Raw genomic sequence first — 15,309 nt, 5'->3', positions numbered from 1 at the left:
GCTAGCCAGCTTGTAGCGCCAAGTAGAGGTCCACGCGGGACGCGAAGTCCGACAGGTCCACGTCGAGCAGCTCCTCGACCCGCCCCACCCGGTACCGCAACGTGTTGACGTGAACGTGCAGCCTCGAAGCCGCCACGGTCCACGACCCGGAGCAGTCGAGGAACACCCGCAGCGTCCCGACGAGATCGGAGCCGTGCTCGGCGTCGTAGTCCAGCACCGGCCCGAGCAGTCTGCGCCGCAACGAGTCCCGCAGCTCGGACGGCACTCCGGCGAGCAGCAGCTGGTGCAGCGCGATCTCGTCGCCGGCCACGACGCACGTGCGGCCACCGCGCCGCTCCCCCAGCCGGCGCGCGTGGGCGGCCTCCTCGGTGGCGCCGCGCAGGCCCGGCACACGCACTGGGGACGAGATGCCGACGAGCACGCGCGAGGAACCGAGGCCGGGTTCCAGGACGCGCAACGACTCGCGGACGCCCTCGGGTACGGCGTCGTCGGCGCGGGCCAGGGCGTAGACCTCGGTGCCGACCGGGGCGACCAAGGCCGACGGCAGCAGTTCCTCCAGCACCGACGCGGTGAGCTCCACCCGTGCAGACGACGCGGTGAGCACCCGTAGCCGATCATCGGCGGACAGACCGGCCGCCGCCACCCGTGACTCGATCTCGGCGGCGGTCGCGGAGCCGGACAGCAGCAGGTTCAGCAACGGGCCCGCCGCGCGGTTCTCGATCTGACGGCCCTGCGACAGCCGGGACCGTTCCAGAGCGACCAGCGACGCCAGTTCGACGGCGGCCTCGTCGGGCACCGCTCCGGCGACGACGAGGATCCAGTTCGTCAACCGCGCGCCGCCGCGTTCGGCCACCGGCAGCAACGAGAAACCCCTTGTGGTCAACGGAAGCCGGGTCGCGAGCAGGAACTCGCGGACGAGGTCGACCCGGCCCGGCAGGTCACCGCCGGCGACCACGCGGCCGGTGGTCGACAGCACCCAGCAGCGGGTCCCCAGCTCGGCGGCGCCCGCCTCCAGCAACACGTTCAGCCCGGCGCCCTCGGCGACGACGCTCAGGAGCCGCCGGTGCCTGCTCAGGCCGACGAGCTCCAGCGACACCCGCTCGGTGATCGTCGCGAACGACAGGTCGACGGGCACCTCCAGCAGCGGCACCCGATAACGCGCGCAGGCGTCGACCAGGTCCGACGGCAGCACGCGCGATTCCGTCTCGGACGCGGCGAGGCCGGCGACGCCAGCGGCCGACAACGCCGAGACGAACACGTCCGACGAGGTGGGGCCGGAGTGCCAGAGCAGGCCGGACAGCACGAGCTCGCCGCCCGACAGGTACCGGCTGGGGTCGGGCAGCTCCGTTCCGTAGACGCGCGTGACCTGGCGGTCGAGCAGTTCGGAGCCCGTCTGGAGGGTGAGGCGCAGCTCGGGCATCTGCAGGAGGGAACGCAGAAGCATGGCTGATCACCTTCCTCCATTGGTGTTTGTAGGAAAGCACAAATTCACTGTCTGTAGGAGCCTGGGGATTCATGCGTCCCCGCTCTAGCCCAAGCGGGACCACGCTCTGTGTACTGGCTCACACAGCGATTGGAGGACGAGTGACGATCTCCACCCACGTGCTCGACGCGCAGCGCGGCAGGCCGGCCAGCGGCGTGACCGTCGACTTGCAGCGTCAGGACGGGACGGTCGTGGCCACGGCCGAGACCAACGCCGACGGCCGGGTCACCGGCTGGGGCGACGGCCTGGAGGCCGGGGTCTACCGGTTGGTGTTTCACACAGTCGACATCGCGCCGTTCTTCCCCGAGGTCGTGCTCACGTTCCACTACGAGGACCCGGCACAGCACTACCACGTGCCGCTGCTCCTCTCGCCGTTCGCCTACTCCACCTATCGAGGTAGCTGATGGACTTCCTACGCCCCTCCACCCTCGCGGAGGCGCTGGCCGTGAAGGCCGAGCGGCCCGACGCCGTGCCGATCGCCGGTGGCACGGACGTGATGGTGGAACTGAACTTCGACCACCGCAGGCCCGCCGCGCTGCTCGACCTGACGCGGATCGAGGAGCTGCGGACGTGGACTCCGGGCCTCAGGATCGGCGCGGGCGTGCCGTATGTGCGGATCATCGACGAGCTGGGCGCACAGCTGCCGGGCCTGGCGATGGCGTCGCGAACGGTCGGGTCGCCGCAGATCCGCAACCGCGGCACGGTCGGCGGCAACCTCGGCGCGGCCTCGCCCGCCGGTGACACGCACCCCGTGCTGATCGCGTCCGACGCCGTCATCGAGGTCGCGTCCGTACGCGGCACGCGGATGATCCCGGTCGACGACTTCTACACCGGTGTGAAGCGCAACGCCCTGGAACCCGACGAGCTGATCGTCGCGATCCACCTGCCGCCCGCGCCGGGACCGCAGCAGTTCGCCAAGATCGGCACGCGCAACGCCATGGTGATCGCGGTGTGCTCGTTCGCGATCTCGTTGCACCCCAACGAGAAGCGTGTCGGCGCTGCCGTGGGTTCGGCGGCGCCGACACCGCGGCGGGCACGCGACGCCGAGGACTTCCTGAGCGCCGCGCTCACCTGGGAGGCACCGAAACCGTTGCTGGACTCGGTGAAGCGCGAGTTCGGCGAGCTGGTCTCGCAGGCGGCGTCCCCGATCGACGACGTGCGCGGGTCGGCCGCGTACCGCAGGCACGCACTGGCGGTCATGGCCCGGCGAACGCTCGGCTGGGCCTGGCAGGAATACCTGGAAGGTGAGCAGGCATGCGCGTGAACGTGACGGTCAACGGCGAGCAGCGTCAGGCCGACGACGTCTGGGAGGGCGAGTCGCTGCTCTACATGCTCCGCGAACGCCTCGGCCTGCCGGGGTCGAAGAACGCCTGCGAACAGGGCGAGTGCGGGTCTTGCACGGTCTACCTGGACGACGTGCCCGTGTGCTCGTGCCTCGTCGCCGCGGGGCAGGCGCAGGACCGCGAGGTGCGCACCGTCGAAGGGCTGGCCGAGGGTGAGTCCCTCGACCCGGTGCAGGAGGCGTTCGTCGAGGCGGGAGCTGTGCAGTGCGGGTTCTGCACGCCGGGTCTCGTCGTCGCGGCACACGACCTGCTCAACCGGGTGGACAACCCGTCGGATCCGGAGATCCGCGAGGCGCTGGCCGGAAACCTGTGCCGCTGCACGGGTTACGAGAAGATCCTGGACGCGGTCCGATTGGCGGCGAGTCGCAAGTGATCATCCTCGACAACGTCGCGGTGGCCACTGTGGACAGTGCGGGTACCGAACACCGCACCGGCCACGTGATCATCGACGGCGAACGGATCCTGGCGGTCGGCGCGGGCAAGGCGCCGATCCCGGCCCAGCCTGTCACCTACATCGACGGGTCGGGCTGCCTCGTCACGCCCGGTCTGGTCAACACGCACCACCACCTCTACCAGTGGGCGACGCGCGGCCTGGCGCAGGACGCGACGCTGTTCGAGTGGTTGACGACGCTGTACCCGATCTGGCGCGGCCTGGACGACACGGTCACGCATGCGGCGGCTTCCGCCGGACTGGCGAAGCTGGCGCTGACCGGGTGCACGACCGCCGCCGACCACCACTACGTCTTTCCCTCCGGCGGCGGTGACGTCTTCGACGCGCTCGTCGGGGCCGGCCGCCGGGTCGGCATCCGGCTGGAGGCGATCCGGGGTTCGATGGACCGCGGCCAGTCCCACGGCGGCCTGCCGCCGGACAACCTGGTCGAGGACACCGACGCCGCGCTGCGCGCCACCGAGGACGCCATCGGCGACTACCACTCGTCGGAACCGAACGCCCTGGTCAGGGTCGCGGTCGGCCCCTGCTCGCCGTTCTCGGTGAGCCGTGAGCTCATGACGGGTGCGGCCGAGCTGGCCCGCCGCCACGGCGTCCGCCTGCACACCCACCTCGCCGAGACGATCGACGAGGAGGAGCAGTGCCTGCGTGAGAACGGCTGCACGCCCACCGAGTACGCCGAACAGCTGGGCTGGCTCGGCGACGACGTGTGGCTCGCGCACACCGTGCACCTGTCCGACTCGGCCGTGAAGCGCCTCGGCTCCACGCGGACCGGGTCCGCGCACTGCCCCACGTCCAACGGCCGGCTCGGCACGGGCATCGCGCCGGTGCGGGACCTCCTGGACGCCGGTTCGCCGGTCGGCCTGGGGGTCGACGGCGCCGCGTCCAATGAGGACGGTGGGCTGGTGGTCGAGCTGCGCTCGGCGTTGCACCAGGCGCGGCAGCGCGGCGGACCCAAGGCGCTGGACGTCCGCCAGGCGTTGTGGCTCGGCACGATGGGCGGCGCCCGTTGCCTCGGCCGCGCCGACCACCTGGGTTCGATCGAACCCGGCAAGCTCGCCGACCTCGCGGTGTGGAACCTGAACGGGCTGGACTACGCGGGCATCGAGGACCCCGTGGCCGCCTTGGTGCTGGGGACCACCCCGCCGCTCAAGCTGCTACTGGTCGGCGGGAGGACGGTGGTCGAGGACGGCGAGCTGCGCTCGGCCGACACCACCGCCCTGGCCGGCGAACTGCGCACCGCCAGCGCCCGGCTCGCGGAGGCGGCGCGATGACACGCTCACGCAGGCGTCCCCGCCAGGGGGTCCCCCCATTTCCATTGTTCCAGTCAGCACCGACAATTCCGGAGGTGTCGCCATGACCCTGACGCCAGCTGAGCTCACCTCGGCGGTCTCGGGCGGCATCGGCACCAGCCCACAACGTCCCGACGGCAACCTCAAGGTGCGCGGCGAGTTCGCGTACGCGTCGGATCTGTGGCACGAGGACATGATCTGGGGCGCCACGCTGCGTTCCCCACACCCGTACGCCCGCATCAAGAGCATCGACATCACCGAGGCGTTGAAGATCCCCGGCGTCTACGCGGTGCTCACCCACGAGGACGTGCCGGGCCGCAACCTCTACGGCCTGGAGCACAAGGACCAGCCGGTCCTCGCCGTCGACATCGTGCGTTACCAGGGCGAACCGATCGCGCTGGTCGGCGCCGACCACCCGGAGACCGCGAACCGCGCCGTGAAGCGCATCAAGGTCGAGTTCGAGGTGCTCACCCCGGTCACCGACATGGAGACCGCGGCCGACGACACCCCGTTGCACCCCGGCGGCAACCTGGTGCGCCACGTCCACATCCGGCGCGGCGACCAGAACGCCGAGGCCGAGGTCGTGATCACCGGCCGGTACGAGGTCGGCATGCAGGACCAGGCGTTCCTCGGCCCCGAGTCGGGCCTCGCGCTGCCCGCGGAGGACGGCGGCGTCGACCTGTACATCGCGACGCAGTGGCTGCACGTCGACCGCGCGCAGACGGCGGCCGCGCTCGGGCTGCCCGAGGAGAAGGTGCGGCTCACGCTGTCCGGCGTCGGCGGTGCGTTCGGCGGGCGCGAGGACCTGTCGATGCAGGTGCACGCGTGCATGCTCGCGTTGCACACCGGCAAGCCGACCAAGATGGTCTACAACCGCGAGGAGTCGTTCTACGGCCACGTGCACCGGCATCCCGCGGTGCTGTACTACGAGCACGGCGCGGACCACACCGGCAAGCTCGTGTACGTCAAGGCTCGCATCTACCTCGACGGTGGCGCGTACGCGTCCAGCACGCCCGCGGTCGTCGCGAACGCCGCGACGCTCGGCGTGGGGCCGTACGAGGCCGACAACGTGACGATCGACTGCTACGGCGTCTACACCAACAACCCGCCGTGCGGTGCCATGCGCGGATTCGGTGCGGTGCAGGCGGGTTTCGCCTACGAGTCGCAGATGGACAAGCTCGCCGAGGCGTTGAACATGTCACCGGTGGACGTGCGGATCCGCAACGCGATGACCGAGGGTTCGCTGATGCCCACCGGTCAGAAGGTCGACTCCGCCGCACCCGTCGCGCAGCTGCTGAAGCTCGTACAGGACAAACCCATGCCGCCTCCCGCGGTGAACGACCTGCGCCACATGCCCGGCGGTGTGTCGAACACGACGCACGGCGAGGGCGTGGTCCGCGGCGTCGGCTACGCCGTGGGTATCAAGAACATCTGCTTCTCCGAGGGGTACGACGACTACTCGACGGCCCGCGTGCGGCTGCAGATGGTGGGTGGCGAGCTGACGGCCATGGTGCACACCGCCGCCTGCGAGGTCGGCCAGGGGCTCGTGACGATCATGCAGCAGATCGTCCGCACCGAGCTGGGCGTGGAACGCGTCACCGTGCTGCCGATGGACACCTCGATCGGCAACGGCGGGTCGACGTCGGCATCGCGACAGACCTATGTCACCGGTGGCGCGGTGAAGGCCGCGTGCGCCGCCGTCCGGGCGAAGCTGGGCGACCGCACCGACATCGGCGACGAGGTCATCGACGAGACCGTCGAGTGGCGGCACCGCGCGACCGAGCCGCTCGACCCCGAGACCGGCCAGGGCAACGCGCACGTGCAGTACGGCTTCGCGGCGCACCGCGCGGTCGTCGACGTCGACACCGAGCTGGGCCTGGTCAAGGTCGTGCAGCTGGACTGCGCGCAGGACGTCGGAAAGGCCCTGAACCCGCAGGCCGTGGTCGGCCAGATCCAGGGCGGATCCGCGCAGGGCCTCGGCCTCGCGGTCATGGAGGAGATCCAGACCGCGGACGGCAAGGTGCGCAACCCGTCGTTCACCGACTACCTCATTCCCACCGTGCTCGACATGCCGCCGATGAATATCGACGTGCTCGAGCTCGCCGATCCCCATGCCCCGTACGGCATCCGCGGGGTCGGCGAACCGCCCACCATCTCGTCCACCCCGGCGATCGTGGCGGCGATCCGCGCGGCGACCGGACTGGCGCTCACCCGCGTCCCGGTCCGCCCGGAACACCTGACCAACACATGATCTCTGGAGTCCCCACCATGAACGCCCACCTGCTCGCCACCATCGACCTCGCCACAACGAACGTCTCGAACGGCGGTGGCCCGTTCGGCGCGATGATCGTGCGCAACGGCGAGGTCATCGCCACCGGCGTCAACCAGGTGACGCCCACGCTCGACCCCACGGCACACGCCGAGATCGTCGCGATCCGCAACGCCTGCCAGGCTCTCGGCGACTTCAAGCTGACCGGCTGCACGCTGATCTCGTCGTGCGAGCCGTGCCCACTGTGCCTGTCCGCCGCCCTCTGGGCGCGCGTCGACCGCGTCGTCTACGCCGCCGACCGCCACGACGCGGCGGCGGCCGGGTTCGACGACCGCGAGTTCTACGAGCTTTTCGGCCGGCCGCGGGAGGAGTGGTCCCTGCCGGTCGAACAGATCTCCACCGGCGAGGACAACGCCCCGTTCACCGCGTGGTTGTCCTCCGCCACCCGTATCGACTACTAGACGGCCACAAGCCGCCAGCTGACCGGAGCTTTCATCTGAAACGCGTTCCGGCGATGGAACGCGCCCACCGGCATGGGAAAGGCCGTCCACCATGATCCAGCTCAGGACCCGCCAAGGATCCACATTAGACCAGTTCTTCCGCATCACGGAACGAGGTAGCACGCTCGGCCGTGAAGTGCGCGGCGGCATCACGACGTTCGTCGCGATGTCGTACATCGTGCTGCTCAATCCGTTGATCCTCAGTGCTTCCGCGGACATCACCGGCGCGAAGCTGAGCGTCGAACAGGTCACGACCGCGACCGCCTTGGCGGCCGGCGTGATGACCGTCCTCATGGGACTCGTCGGCAACGCACCCCTCGCGCTGGCCGCCGGTCTCGGCGTCAACGGCATCGTCGCGTTCCAGATGGCGCCGGAGATGACGTGGGCGCAGGCGTTCGGACTCGTTGTCCTGGAAGGGTTCTGCATCGTCCTGATGGCCGTGTCCGGCGTGCGGGAACGGATCATCAACGCCATCCCGGCACCGCTGAAGGTCGCGATCACGGTCGGCATCGGCCTCTACATCGCGCTGGTGGGGTTGGTGAGCGCCGGGTTCGTGACGCGCGTCCCGGACGCCGCGCACTCGCCGGTTCCGGTGCAGCTGGGCGTCAGCGGACACCTGCACGGCTGGCCGATCGCGGTGTTCATCTTCGGGCTGCTGCTGATGATCGTGCTGATGGCGCGGGGTGTTCCGGGCGCGGTGCTGATCTCGATCGGTGCGGCGACCGTGCTGGCGATCGCGGCGAACTCGGTTTTCCACGTGGAGAACTGGGGTCTGGTGACGCCCAAGGTGCCGGACAGCGTCGTGGCGGCGCCGGACTTCGGGTTGTTCGGTGACATCGACCTGCTCGGCGGGTTCGGCTCGGCCGGTGTCGTGGCCGCGACGACGTTCCTGTTCACGCTGGTGCTGTCCGGGTTCTTCGACGCGATGGGCACGATCACCAGCGTCTCGGACGAGGCCGGCCTGACGCGGGACGGCAAGGTCGAGGGCATGGGCCGGATCCTGCTGGTGGACGGCGCGGGCGCGATCGCCGGTGGAGTCACGGGTTCCGCGCCCAACACGGTGTTCCTGGAGTCGGCCGCGGGCGTGGGCGAAGGCGCGCGGACGGGTCTGGCCTCGGTGGTGACGGGCGGGCTGTTCACGTTGACGCTGCTCTTCACGCCACTGGCGGCGGTCGTTCCGGCGCAGGCGGCGGCTCCCGCACTGGTGGTGATCGGTGGTCTGATGATGACGCAGATCCGCCGGATTCCCTGGGGTGACACGGACTTCACCATCCCGGTGTTCCTGACCGCGGCGGTCATCCCGTTCACCTACTCGATCACCAACGGCATCGGCGCGGGTCTCGTGTCGTACGTGGTGCTGAAGGTGTGCAAGGGCCGGTGGCGTGAGGCCGGCGTACTGATGTCCATCCTCGCGGCGATCTTCGTCGCCTACTTCGGAGTGGGGGCGTTCGGCGGTGCGTGATCTGGCTGACCGGTTGCTCGCCTGGGACACCTTCGCGGTGGCCAGCGTCGTCGGGGTCCGGGGCAGCGCACCACGTGACCTCGGTGCGGCGATGGCCGTCTCCTCGACCGGTGAGGTCATCGGCAGCGTGTCCGGTGGCTGCGTCGAGGGCGCGGTGTACGAGCTCGCGCTGCGGGTGCTGGCAACCGGTCAGCCGGTGCTGGAGTCCTTCGGTTACTCGGACTCCGATGCCTTCGCCGTCGGGCTCACCTGCGGTGGTGAGCTCGACGTGCTGGTGCAGCGGGACTCTCCCTCGTTGCGCGCTTGCCTGCGCGCGGCTCAGGAGGGACGTCCCGTGATGGTGCGGCATCCGTTGCCGGGCGGCGGCGAGTTCGTCGAGCACTGGGACTCGCCGCCGCGGCTGCTCGTGTTCGGCGCCATCGACTACGCGGCCGCGGTCGCGGACATCGGCCGGTTCCTGGGCTACCGGGTGACCGTGTGCGATGCGCGGCCGGTTTTCGCGACGCCGCAACGGTTCCCGGCAGCGCACGAGGTCGTCGTCGACTGGCCGCATCGCTACCTGGCATCGACCTACACCGACTCACGGACCGCCGTCGTCGTCCTGACGCACGATCCCAAGTTCGACGTGCCGGTGCTGCTGGAAGCACTGCGGATGCCGCTGGCGTTCGTCGGCGCGCTCGGCTCCCGGCGCACGCATCGCGAACGGCTGGAGCGGCTGCGTGAAGCGGGGTTGTCGCAGGCGGAACTTTCGCGGCTGCGCTCCCCCATCGGTCTCGACCTCGGCGGCCGGTCCCCCGAGGAGACGGCCGTGTCGATCGCGGCCGAGTTGATCGCACTGCGTCACGGCGGCACCGGGGCGCCGTTGACCGACATCGACTCCCCCATTCACCCCACTCGATCATCCAGGGAGGCTCCACGTGGCGTTGATCTTCCTCAACGGCGGCGGGATGAAGGGCGGCCCGCTGCACTCGCAGCTGCAGGGGACCCCGCTGGTGTGTGCCGCCCGTAGTGCTCCCCGCTACCGGTACTTCTCGGTCGGCGACCGCTTCCCCGCGATGCACGCCTCGGGCACCGGGTCCGTCGTCGGCGAGGTGTACGACCTGCCGTTGACCGTGCTGCGCGACCACCTGCTGCCGGCCGAACCGCCCGAGCTGGAGATCGGGGTGATCGAGCTGGAGGACGGCTCGGCCTGTCTGGCCACCGTGCTGCGTGAGTCCTATCTGGACAGCCCCGAGCTGATCGACATCACGAAAATCGGTAGCTGGCGGACGTACTTGGGTGCACGATCGGCCGAGTGAAGGGCTACCACCCGATGGACAGCTTCGGCGCCGACAGCGCCGAGACCTACGACGACAACCCCAGGGGCGACGAAGGTGTGGCCGTCGCCCTGCTCGCCGAACTGGCCGGTCCAGGACCGGCGCTGGAGCTCGCGATCGGCACCGGCCGCATCGCGCTTCCGCTGGCCGCCAAGGGAATCCGGGTCGACGGCATCGACCTGTCCCCCGACATGGTCGCGCAGCTCCGCAAGAAACCGGGCGGCGAGGACCTCGCCGTCACCATGGGCGACTTCGCCGACGTCGGTGTGGACGGCGAATACAAACTGATCTACGTCGTGTACAACACGCTGTTCAACCTGCTCACCCAGGACGACCAGGTGCGTTGCTTCGAGAACGTGGCGAAGCACCTGACCGAGGACGGCCTGTTCCTGGTCGAGGCGGGCGTGCCGAACTTCGGTGACACGGACCAGCACGTCCGCGCCGAGCAGGTGAACAAGGCGGACGTGTGGCTGGACCTGGAACGCTACGACCCGGCGACGCAGGTGCTCGAGGAGAACCACGTGCACCTGACGCCACAGGGCATCCGGTTCTTCCCGGTCGTGCAACGGCTCGCGTGGCCGTCCGAGCTGGACCTGATGGCCCGCATCGCGGGTCTGAAGCTCAAACACCGTTGGGGTGGCTGGGAGAAACAGCCGTTCGCCCCACCCACCTGCGTCTCGGTCTACGAACGCAACAGCCCGCGTTCGTAGGCGACCGCGACCGCGGCGGCCCGGTCCTTCACCCCGAGCTTCGCGTAGACGTGCAACAAGTGCGTCTTCACGGTGGCCTCAGAGATGAACAACCGGGCCGCCGCCTCGCGGTTGGTCGACCCACGGGCGACCAATGTCAGCACGTCGAGTTCCCGCTGTGACAACGGTTCCTCGGCCGGTTCGCGCACCTGGCCGATCAGTTTGGTCGCGACCGCGGGCGACAGCACCGCCTCACCGCGGGCGGCGGCCCGGACCGCCGCGTACAACGAGTCGCGTGGCGTGTCCTTCAACAGGTATCCGGTCGCGCCCGCCTTGATCGCGGGCAGCACGTCCCGGTCGGTGTCGTACGTCGTCAGCACCAGCACTCGAGCTGGATTCCCCAAGTCCCGCAGGCGGTTGATGGCCGTGACGCCGTCGACACCAGGCATCCGCAGGTCCATCAGGACCACGTCCGGACGCAGCGCCTCGACGACCGTGACGGCCTCCTCGCCGTTGGCGGCCTCACCGATGACGGAGAACTCCGCGTCAGAGAACATGCCGCGCAGCCCGTCCCGCACGACGGGGTGGTCGTCCACGATCACCAGCCTTATCACGGCGCCACCGCCGGGACCGACGCCGAGATCGCGGTGCCGTCACCGGGCGAGGACTCGACCTCCAGCGCACCGGCCAGCCGCTGCACGCGTTGGCGCATCGTCGTCAGCCCGAACCCGTCGAACGAGCCGGCCGCGTCGAACCCGACCCCGTCGTCCCGCACGTCCAGCGTCACCAGGTCCTCCATGTACGACAACGTCAACCCGACCCGCGACGCCCCCGCGTGCTTCGCGACGTTCGCCAGGGCCTCCTGGGCGGTCCGCAACAACGCGACCTCCACCTCGGGGTGCATCGCCCGCGCAACACCCGTCGTGGTGACCGAAGCGGGCACACCGGATGCCGAGGACCAGCCGTCCACGACCTCGGCGAGCGCCTCGGGCAGGTCCGCGTTCTCCAGTTGCGGCGGCCGCAACGCGTGCACCGATCGGCGCGCCTCGGCGAGGTTCTCCCGCGCCAGCCGCATCGCGGTGTCGAGCCGCGGCCGCCACTCACCCGAGGACGCGGCGGCCTCCAGCTGCGTGATGATCCCGGTGAACCCCTGCGCCAGCGTGTCGTGGATCTCGCGCGCCATGCGCTGGCGTTCGTCCATCACGCCGGCCTCGCGGGCCTGTACGAGCAGCTGCTCCTGCAGGCCGCGGTTCTCCTCCAGCAGTTCCTTGCGCTTGCGGTTCTGCTCGGAGGTGACGTGACTCATCATCGTGAACACGCAGGCAATGGTCACGAACAGCAGCATGAACAGGACGAACTTGGTGCGGTCCGCCCCGGACGGCCAGCCGCCGAACAGTGAGAACGTCGCCAGGACCGCGGTGAGCGCGACCGCCACGAACTTCCGCGCGCCGGGCAGTTCCGCCGCGTACGCGTACACGGCGTAGGACGCGATGCCGAACCACTGTTCCCGCATGCCCAGCACGCCGTCGAACACGAGCATCCCGAGCACGAACACCTCGGGATGCCCGCGCAGCCGGGGGAACAACGCCATCCACCCCAGCCCGACGGCCACGATCGCCACCGTGACCGCCTGCTGCGCGGCGGACTGCTCGGTGAACGTCAGGTAGAGGACCGTTGTCATGGCCAGTACGAAGAACGGGATGGCGAAACCGACGGTTCTGAGCCTGCGCTCCCACGAGTTCAACGCCGCTTCGTTCACGCCCTACCCCCAGCGGAAGGTCCTGGCGGCGACGGTACCCGCCACGATCGTCACGAGTGCCATGATCGCGAGATGCAGCGGCTGGGGCGTGCCGCCGAGCCAGCCGTCCTGCAACGCCTGGACACCCGGTGGCAGGTGCTCGCCGATCCGGTTGACCACCTCGGGCAGCATCTTGCGCGGCAGGTACGCGCCGCCGAAGAACATGATCAGCATGAACACGACCGTCGCGATGCCACCTGCCGCACGCGCGGTCGGTGCAAGCGCGGCGATGACCAGGCCTACCCCGAACAGCGCCGCCGCGCCCAGCGCGACCGCCAGGACCATCCAGACCGGGTGGTGCGGCAGGTCGATGCCGAACACCAGGTGGCCCACCGCCACGGTGATCGCGATCGACACCAGCGCCGCCACCATGTTGACGATCATCTGCGCCACCAGCAACCGCGCGGGATCCACCGGGGTCGTGGCGAACCGGCGCAGCACGCCGCTCTCCCGGTAGGTGGCGACGACCTGCGGCACCCGCTGGAGCCCCAGGAACGCCAGCGTGATCACGATCAGCGTGGGGGCGTACACGTCGACGAACCGCAGTCCGCCGAACTGCGAGTCCGGCGTGCGCAGCCCCGGTATCGAACCGAGCACCAGCAGCAGAAGAGTGGAGAACAGCAGCGAGAAAACGGCGTTGCGCCGTTCGCGGAGGAACAGCCGGGCCTCGATTTCAACGATCCTGCGCACGGGTTCCTCCGGTGAGTTCGACGTAGGCGTCGTCCAGGCTGACCTGGTCGACGCGGAGCTCGGCGGCCACGATGTGCTTGCGGGCCAACAGGGACGTGACGGCGTGCAGCAGGTTGCCCTCGCCGGTGACGGTCAGGTGGTCGCCGTTGGCGTCCACCTCGATGACCTCGGGCAGCGCCCGCAGTAGCGAAGGGTCCAAGCCGGACGCCCGGAACCGCACCCGTTGCGAACCGTCCACACGCGACACCAGCCCGGAAGGTGTGTCGAGCGCGACGACCCGGCCCGCGTTCACGACCGCGAGCCGGTCGCAGAGGCGTTCGGCCTCCGCCATGAAGTGCGTGACGAGCACGATCGTGACGCCGGACGCGCGGACGTCCTCGACGACCCGCCACGTGTCGCGGCGCGCCTGTGGGTCCAGCCCGGTGGTCAGCTCGTCGAGAATCGCGACGCGCGGGTTGCCGACCAGCGCCAGAGCGATGTTCAACCGCTGCTTCTGGCCGCCGGAGAGCTTGCCGAACTCGACGTCGCGATGTTCGGCGAGCCCGAGCCGCTCGGTCCAGTCCCGCGGGTCGCGGTAGAAGCTGGAGAACAGCTCGATCGCCTCGCGCACGCGGATGCGTTCCGGCAGCTCGCTCTCCTGCAGCTGCACGCCGAGCAGCTCACGGGATTCGCGCGGGTGCCTGCCCGCGACCGTGATCGTGCCCGCGTCCGGCGAGCGCAACCCCGCGACGCACTCGACGGTCGTGGTCTTGCCGGCGCCGTTCGGGCCGAGGATCCCGAAGATCTCCCCCGCTTCGACGGCGAAGCTCACGCCGTCGACCGCGACCTTGTCCCCGTACCTCTTGCGGAGGCCGCTCACTTCGATGATTGCCATGCGCCCAGCGTCTACTCGCGACGCTTCCGGCTCATCGAACGAGCTGTCAGACCGCGATCAACCGATCGGTTGATGCAACCCGTGCACCACCTGGTCGAGCAGGGCCGCGATGACGGTCTCGTTGTGGTCACCCCGCCCCGGCGCGAGCAGGCGTGAAGCCGACTCGACCATGCCGTGCACGAGCATCGCGCGGGTCTCGGGCCAGCGGACCCCGGCCTCGCGGAACACCCCCACCAGTGGAGCGAGCAGGCGTTCGTGCTCGGCGCGGATCTCCTCGCGGCTGCTGTCCGGCAACGTGTGCGCGGACAGCGCGACGACGGCGCCGTGGCTGCCGTCCGCGATGATCTCCAGCTCGGCCCGCAGGTAGGCCTCGATCTTGGCGGGCACGGTGTCCGCCTGGGCCACCGCCGCTTCGAGCTTCTGCGCCCACTCGGGCAACGCGTCGGACACGATCGCGGCGACCAGCTCCTCGCGGGAGCGGAAGTACTCGTAGAGGCTCGGCCGGCTCAGCCCGACCCGCCTGGCCAGCGCCGCGAGTGTGAGCGCTTCCGCGCCACCCTCGGCCACGATCTCGCGCCCGGCGTCCAGCAACGCGCGCAGTCGGTTGGCACGGTGCTCCGCCAAGGTGTCGGCGCTGATCCTGGGCACGGGCCGATCGTATCGCCTTGCCTTCCCGACGCGGTGTTGGGATAGTTACCTACAGAGCGTCGGAATCAAGGGGGTCGCCGTGTTCATCGCCACCAACCGCCTGTTCGTCCCGGCCGAACGAGCGGAGGAGTTCGAGGCGCACTTCCGCGACAACATGCGCACCTTCCTGCCCGGCGTCCCAGGCCTGCTGCGCAGCACGCTGCTCAAGCCGACGCGCGAGGACCAGCCGTACGTGTCGGTCAACGAGTTTGAGTCCGAGGAGGCGTTCCGCGCCTGGGTCGCGTCCGACTCGTTCAAGCAGGCGCACGCCCGCAACCGCGGCATCGCGCGGCACGTGACCGGCAACGCCGTGGAGACGTTCAACCCCGCCGAGGACCTGGTGCTGCCGCAGCCGCGGACCGAGGCGACGGACTCCGAACGGGACCTCTGGGTCTGACTGAAGTGCTATGGGGGGAGCTTTCCCAGCGGTCAGCGCTGGGAAAGCTCCCCCCATGGCA

17 protein-coding genes are annotated in these 15,309 nt (G+C 69.8%); 11 read left to right on the top strand and 6 right to left on the bottom strand.

Annotated features, from left to right (window positions below; translation table 11 throughout):
• Window position 1: 1 nt before the first annotated feature.
• Window positions 2–1,444 (bottom strand): PucR family transcriptional regulator, encoded by a 1,443-nt coding sequence (locus QSK35_RS28000; protein ID WP_285750516.1) that lies wholly within the window; start codon window positions 1,442–1,444, stop codon window positions 2–4.
• Window positions 1,445–1,584: 140 nt separating this feature from the next.
• Here QSK35_RS28000 and uraH point away from each other — a divergent pair, with 140 nt between their 5' ends.
• From uraH to QSK35_RS27950, 10 genes are all read left to right on the top strand, one after another.
• Entirely contained in the window at window positions 1,585–1,887 is a 303-nt protein-coding gene (gene uraH, locus QSK35_RS27995; protein ID WP_285750515.1) for a hydroxyisourate hydrolase, read from the top strand.
• Window positions 1,887–2,747 (top strand): FAD binding domain-containing protein, encoded by an 861-nt coding sequence (locus QSK35_RS27990; protein WP_285750514.1) that lies wholly within the window; start codon window positions 1,887–1,889, stop codon window positions 2,745–2,747. Before uraH ends, QSK35_RS27990 begins: the two co-directional genes overlap by 1 nt.
• Window positions 2,738–3,199 carry a (2Fe-2S)-binding protein gene (locus QSK35_RS27985; protein ID WP_285750513.1) on the top strand — a complete coding sequence of 154 codons (462 nt, stop codon included), beginning with the start codon at window positions 2,738–2,740 and terminating at the stop codon, window positions 3,197–3,199. Before QSK35_RS27990 ends, QSK35_RS27985 begins: the two co-directional genes overlap by 10 nt.
• Window positions 3,196–4,548 carry an 8-oxoguanine deaminase gene (locus QSK35_RS27980; protein ID WP_285750512.1) on the top strand — a complete coding sequence of 451 codons (1,353 nt, stop codon included), beginning with the start codon at window positions 3,196–3,198 and terminating at the stop codon, window positions 4,546–4,548. The genes QSK35_RS27985 and QSK35_RS27980 overlap by 4 nt, the downstream gene beginning before the upstream one ends.
• 82 nt (window positions 4,549–4,630) lie before the next feature.
• Entirely contained in the window at window positions 4,631–6,817 is a 2,187-nt protein-coding gene (locus QSK35_RS27975) for a molybdopterin cofactor-binding domain-containing protein (RefSeq protein WP_285750511.1), read from the top strand.
• Between the two features lie 17 nt (window positions 6,818–6,834).
• Entirely contained in the window at window positions 6,835–7,296 is a 462-nt protein-coding gene (locus QSK35_RS27970; RefSeq protein WP_285750510.1) for a nucleoside deaminase, read from the top strand.
• Between the two features lie 91 nt (window positions 7,297–7,387).
• On the top strand, window positions 7,388–8,797 hold the full coding sequence (locus tag QSK35_RS27965; RefSeq protein ID WP_285750509.1) for an NCS2 family permease: 1,410 nt from the start codon (window positions 7,388–7,390) through the stop codon (window positions 8,795–8,797).
• Entirely contained in the window at window positions 8,790–9,806 is a 1,017-nt protein-coding gene (locus QSK35_RS27960; RefSeq protein WP_285750508.1) for an XdhC family protein, read from the top strand. The genes QSK35_RS27965 and QSK35_RS27960 overlap by 8 nt, the downstream gene beginning before the upstream one ends.
• Window positions 9,715–10,095: an allophanate hydrolase-related protein gene (locus tag QSK35_RS27955; protein ID WP_285750507.1), complete on the top strand. Its 381-nt coding sequence runs from the start codon at window positions 9,715–9,717 to the stop codon at window positions 10,093–10,095. Before QSK35_RS27960 ends, QSK35_RS27955 begins: the two co-directional genes overlap by 92 nt.
• Window positions 10,092–10,823: a class I SAM-dependent DNA methyltransferase gene (locus tag QSK35_RS27950; protein ID WP_285750506.1), complete on the top strand. Its 732-nt coding sequence runs from the start codon at window positions 10,092–10,094 to the stop codon at window positions 10,821–10,823. The genes QSK35_RS27955 and QSK35_RS27950 overlap by 4 nt, the downstream gene beginning before the upstream one ends.
• Here QSK35_RS27950 and QSK35_RS27945 read toward each other — a convergent pair.
• From QSK35_RS27945 to QSK35_RS27925, 5 genes are read right to left on the bottom strand one after another with little or no spacing between them, the layout of a single operon-like run.
• Window positions 10,796–11,416 (bottom strand): response regulator, encoded by a 621-nt coding sequence (locus tag QSK35_RS27945; protein ID WP_285750505.1) that lies wholly within the window; start codon window positions 11,414–11,416, stop codon window positions 10,796–10,798. The genes QSK35_RS27950 and QSK35_RS27945 overlap by 28 nt on opposite strands.
• Entirely contained in the window at window positions 11,413–12,561 is a 1,149-nt protein-coding gene (locus QSK35_RS27940; protein ID WP_285750504.1) for a sensor histidine kinase, read from the bottom strand. The genes QSK35_RS27945 and QSK35_RS27940 overlap by 4 nt, the downstream gene beginning before the upstream one ends.
• 3 nt (window positions 12,562–12,564) lie before the next feature.
• Window positions 12,565–13,290, bottom strand: a complete 726-nt coding sequence (locus QSK35_RS27935) for an ABC transporter permease (RefSeq protein ID WP_285750503.1) — start codon at window positions 13,288–13,290, stop codon at window positions 12,565–12,567.
• Window positions 13,274–14,164, bottom strand: a complete 891-nt coding sequence (locus QSK35_RS27930) for an ABC transporter ATP-binding protein (RefSeq protein ID WP_285750502.1) — start codon at window positions 14,162–14,164, stop codon at window positions 13,274–13,276. The genes QSK35_RS27935 and QSK35_RS27930 overlap by 17 nt, the downstream gene beginning before the upstream one ends.
• Window positions 14,165–14,221: 57 nt before the next feature.
• Window positions 14,222–14,812 (bottom strand): TetR/AcrR family transcriptional regulator, encoded by a 591-nt coding sequence (locus tag QSK35_RS27925; protein WP_285750501.1) that lies wholly within the window; start codon window positions 14,810–14,812, stop codon window positions 14,222–14,224.
• A 79-nt stretch (window positions 14,813–14,891) separates the two neighbouring features.
• Here QSK35_RS27925 and QSK35_RS27920 point away from each other — a divergent pair, with 79 nt between their 5' ends.
• The gene (locus QSK35_RS27920; RefSeq protein WP_285750500.1) at window positions 14,892–15,248 is read left to right on the top strand and encodes an antibiotic biosynthesis monooxygenase family protein; all 357 of its coding nucleotides are present in this window, start codon (window positions 14,892–14,894) and stop codon (window positions 15,246–15,248) included.
• The last annotated feature ends 61 nt before the right edge of the window (window positions 15,249–15,309 follow it).

Source organism: Lentzea sp. NBRC 105346 (assembly GCF_030269605.1).
GTDB lineage: Bacteria > Actinomycetota > Actinomycetes > Mycobacteriales > Pseudonocardiaceae > Lentzea.
Note: the sequence above shows the minus strand (reverse complement) of the source record. Positions and strands in the feature narration are given on the sequence as shown.

What these genes read in the sequence shown, in the direction of transcription:
- QSK35_RS27930 (WP_285750502.1), bottom strand. Translation starts at nt 14,164, where the DNA reads ATGGCAATCATCGAAGTGAGCGGCCTCCGCAAGAGGTACGGGGACAAG.
- QSK35_RS27965 (WP_285750509.1), top strand. Translation starts at nt 7,388, where the DNA reads ATGATCCAGCTCAGGACCCGCCAAGGATCCACATTAGACCAGTTCTTC.
- QSK35_RS27990 (WP_285750514.1), top strand. Translation starts at nt 1,887, where the DNA reads ATGGACTTCCTACGCCCCTCCACCCTCGCGGAGGCGCTGGCCGTGAAG.
- QSK35_RS27975 (WP_285750511.1), top strand. Translation starts at nt 4,631, where the DNA reads ATGACCCTGACGCCAGCTGAGCTCACCTCGGCGGTCTCGGGCGGCATC.
- QSK35_RS27985 (WP_285750513.1), top strand. Translation starts at nt 2,738, where the DNA reads ATGCGCGTGAACGTGACGGTCAACGGCGAGCAGCGTCAGGCCGACGAC.
- QSK35_RS27970 (WP_285750510.1), top strand. Translation starts at nt 6,835, where the DNA reads ATGAACGCCCACCTGCTCGCCACCATCGACCTCGCCACAACGAACGTC.
- QSK35_RS28000 (WP_285750516.1), bottom strand. Translation starts at nt 1,444, where the DNA reads ATGCTTCTGCGTTCCCTCCTGCAGATGCCCGAGCTGCGCCTCACCCTC.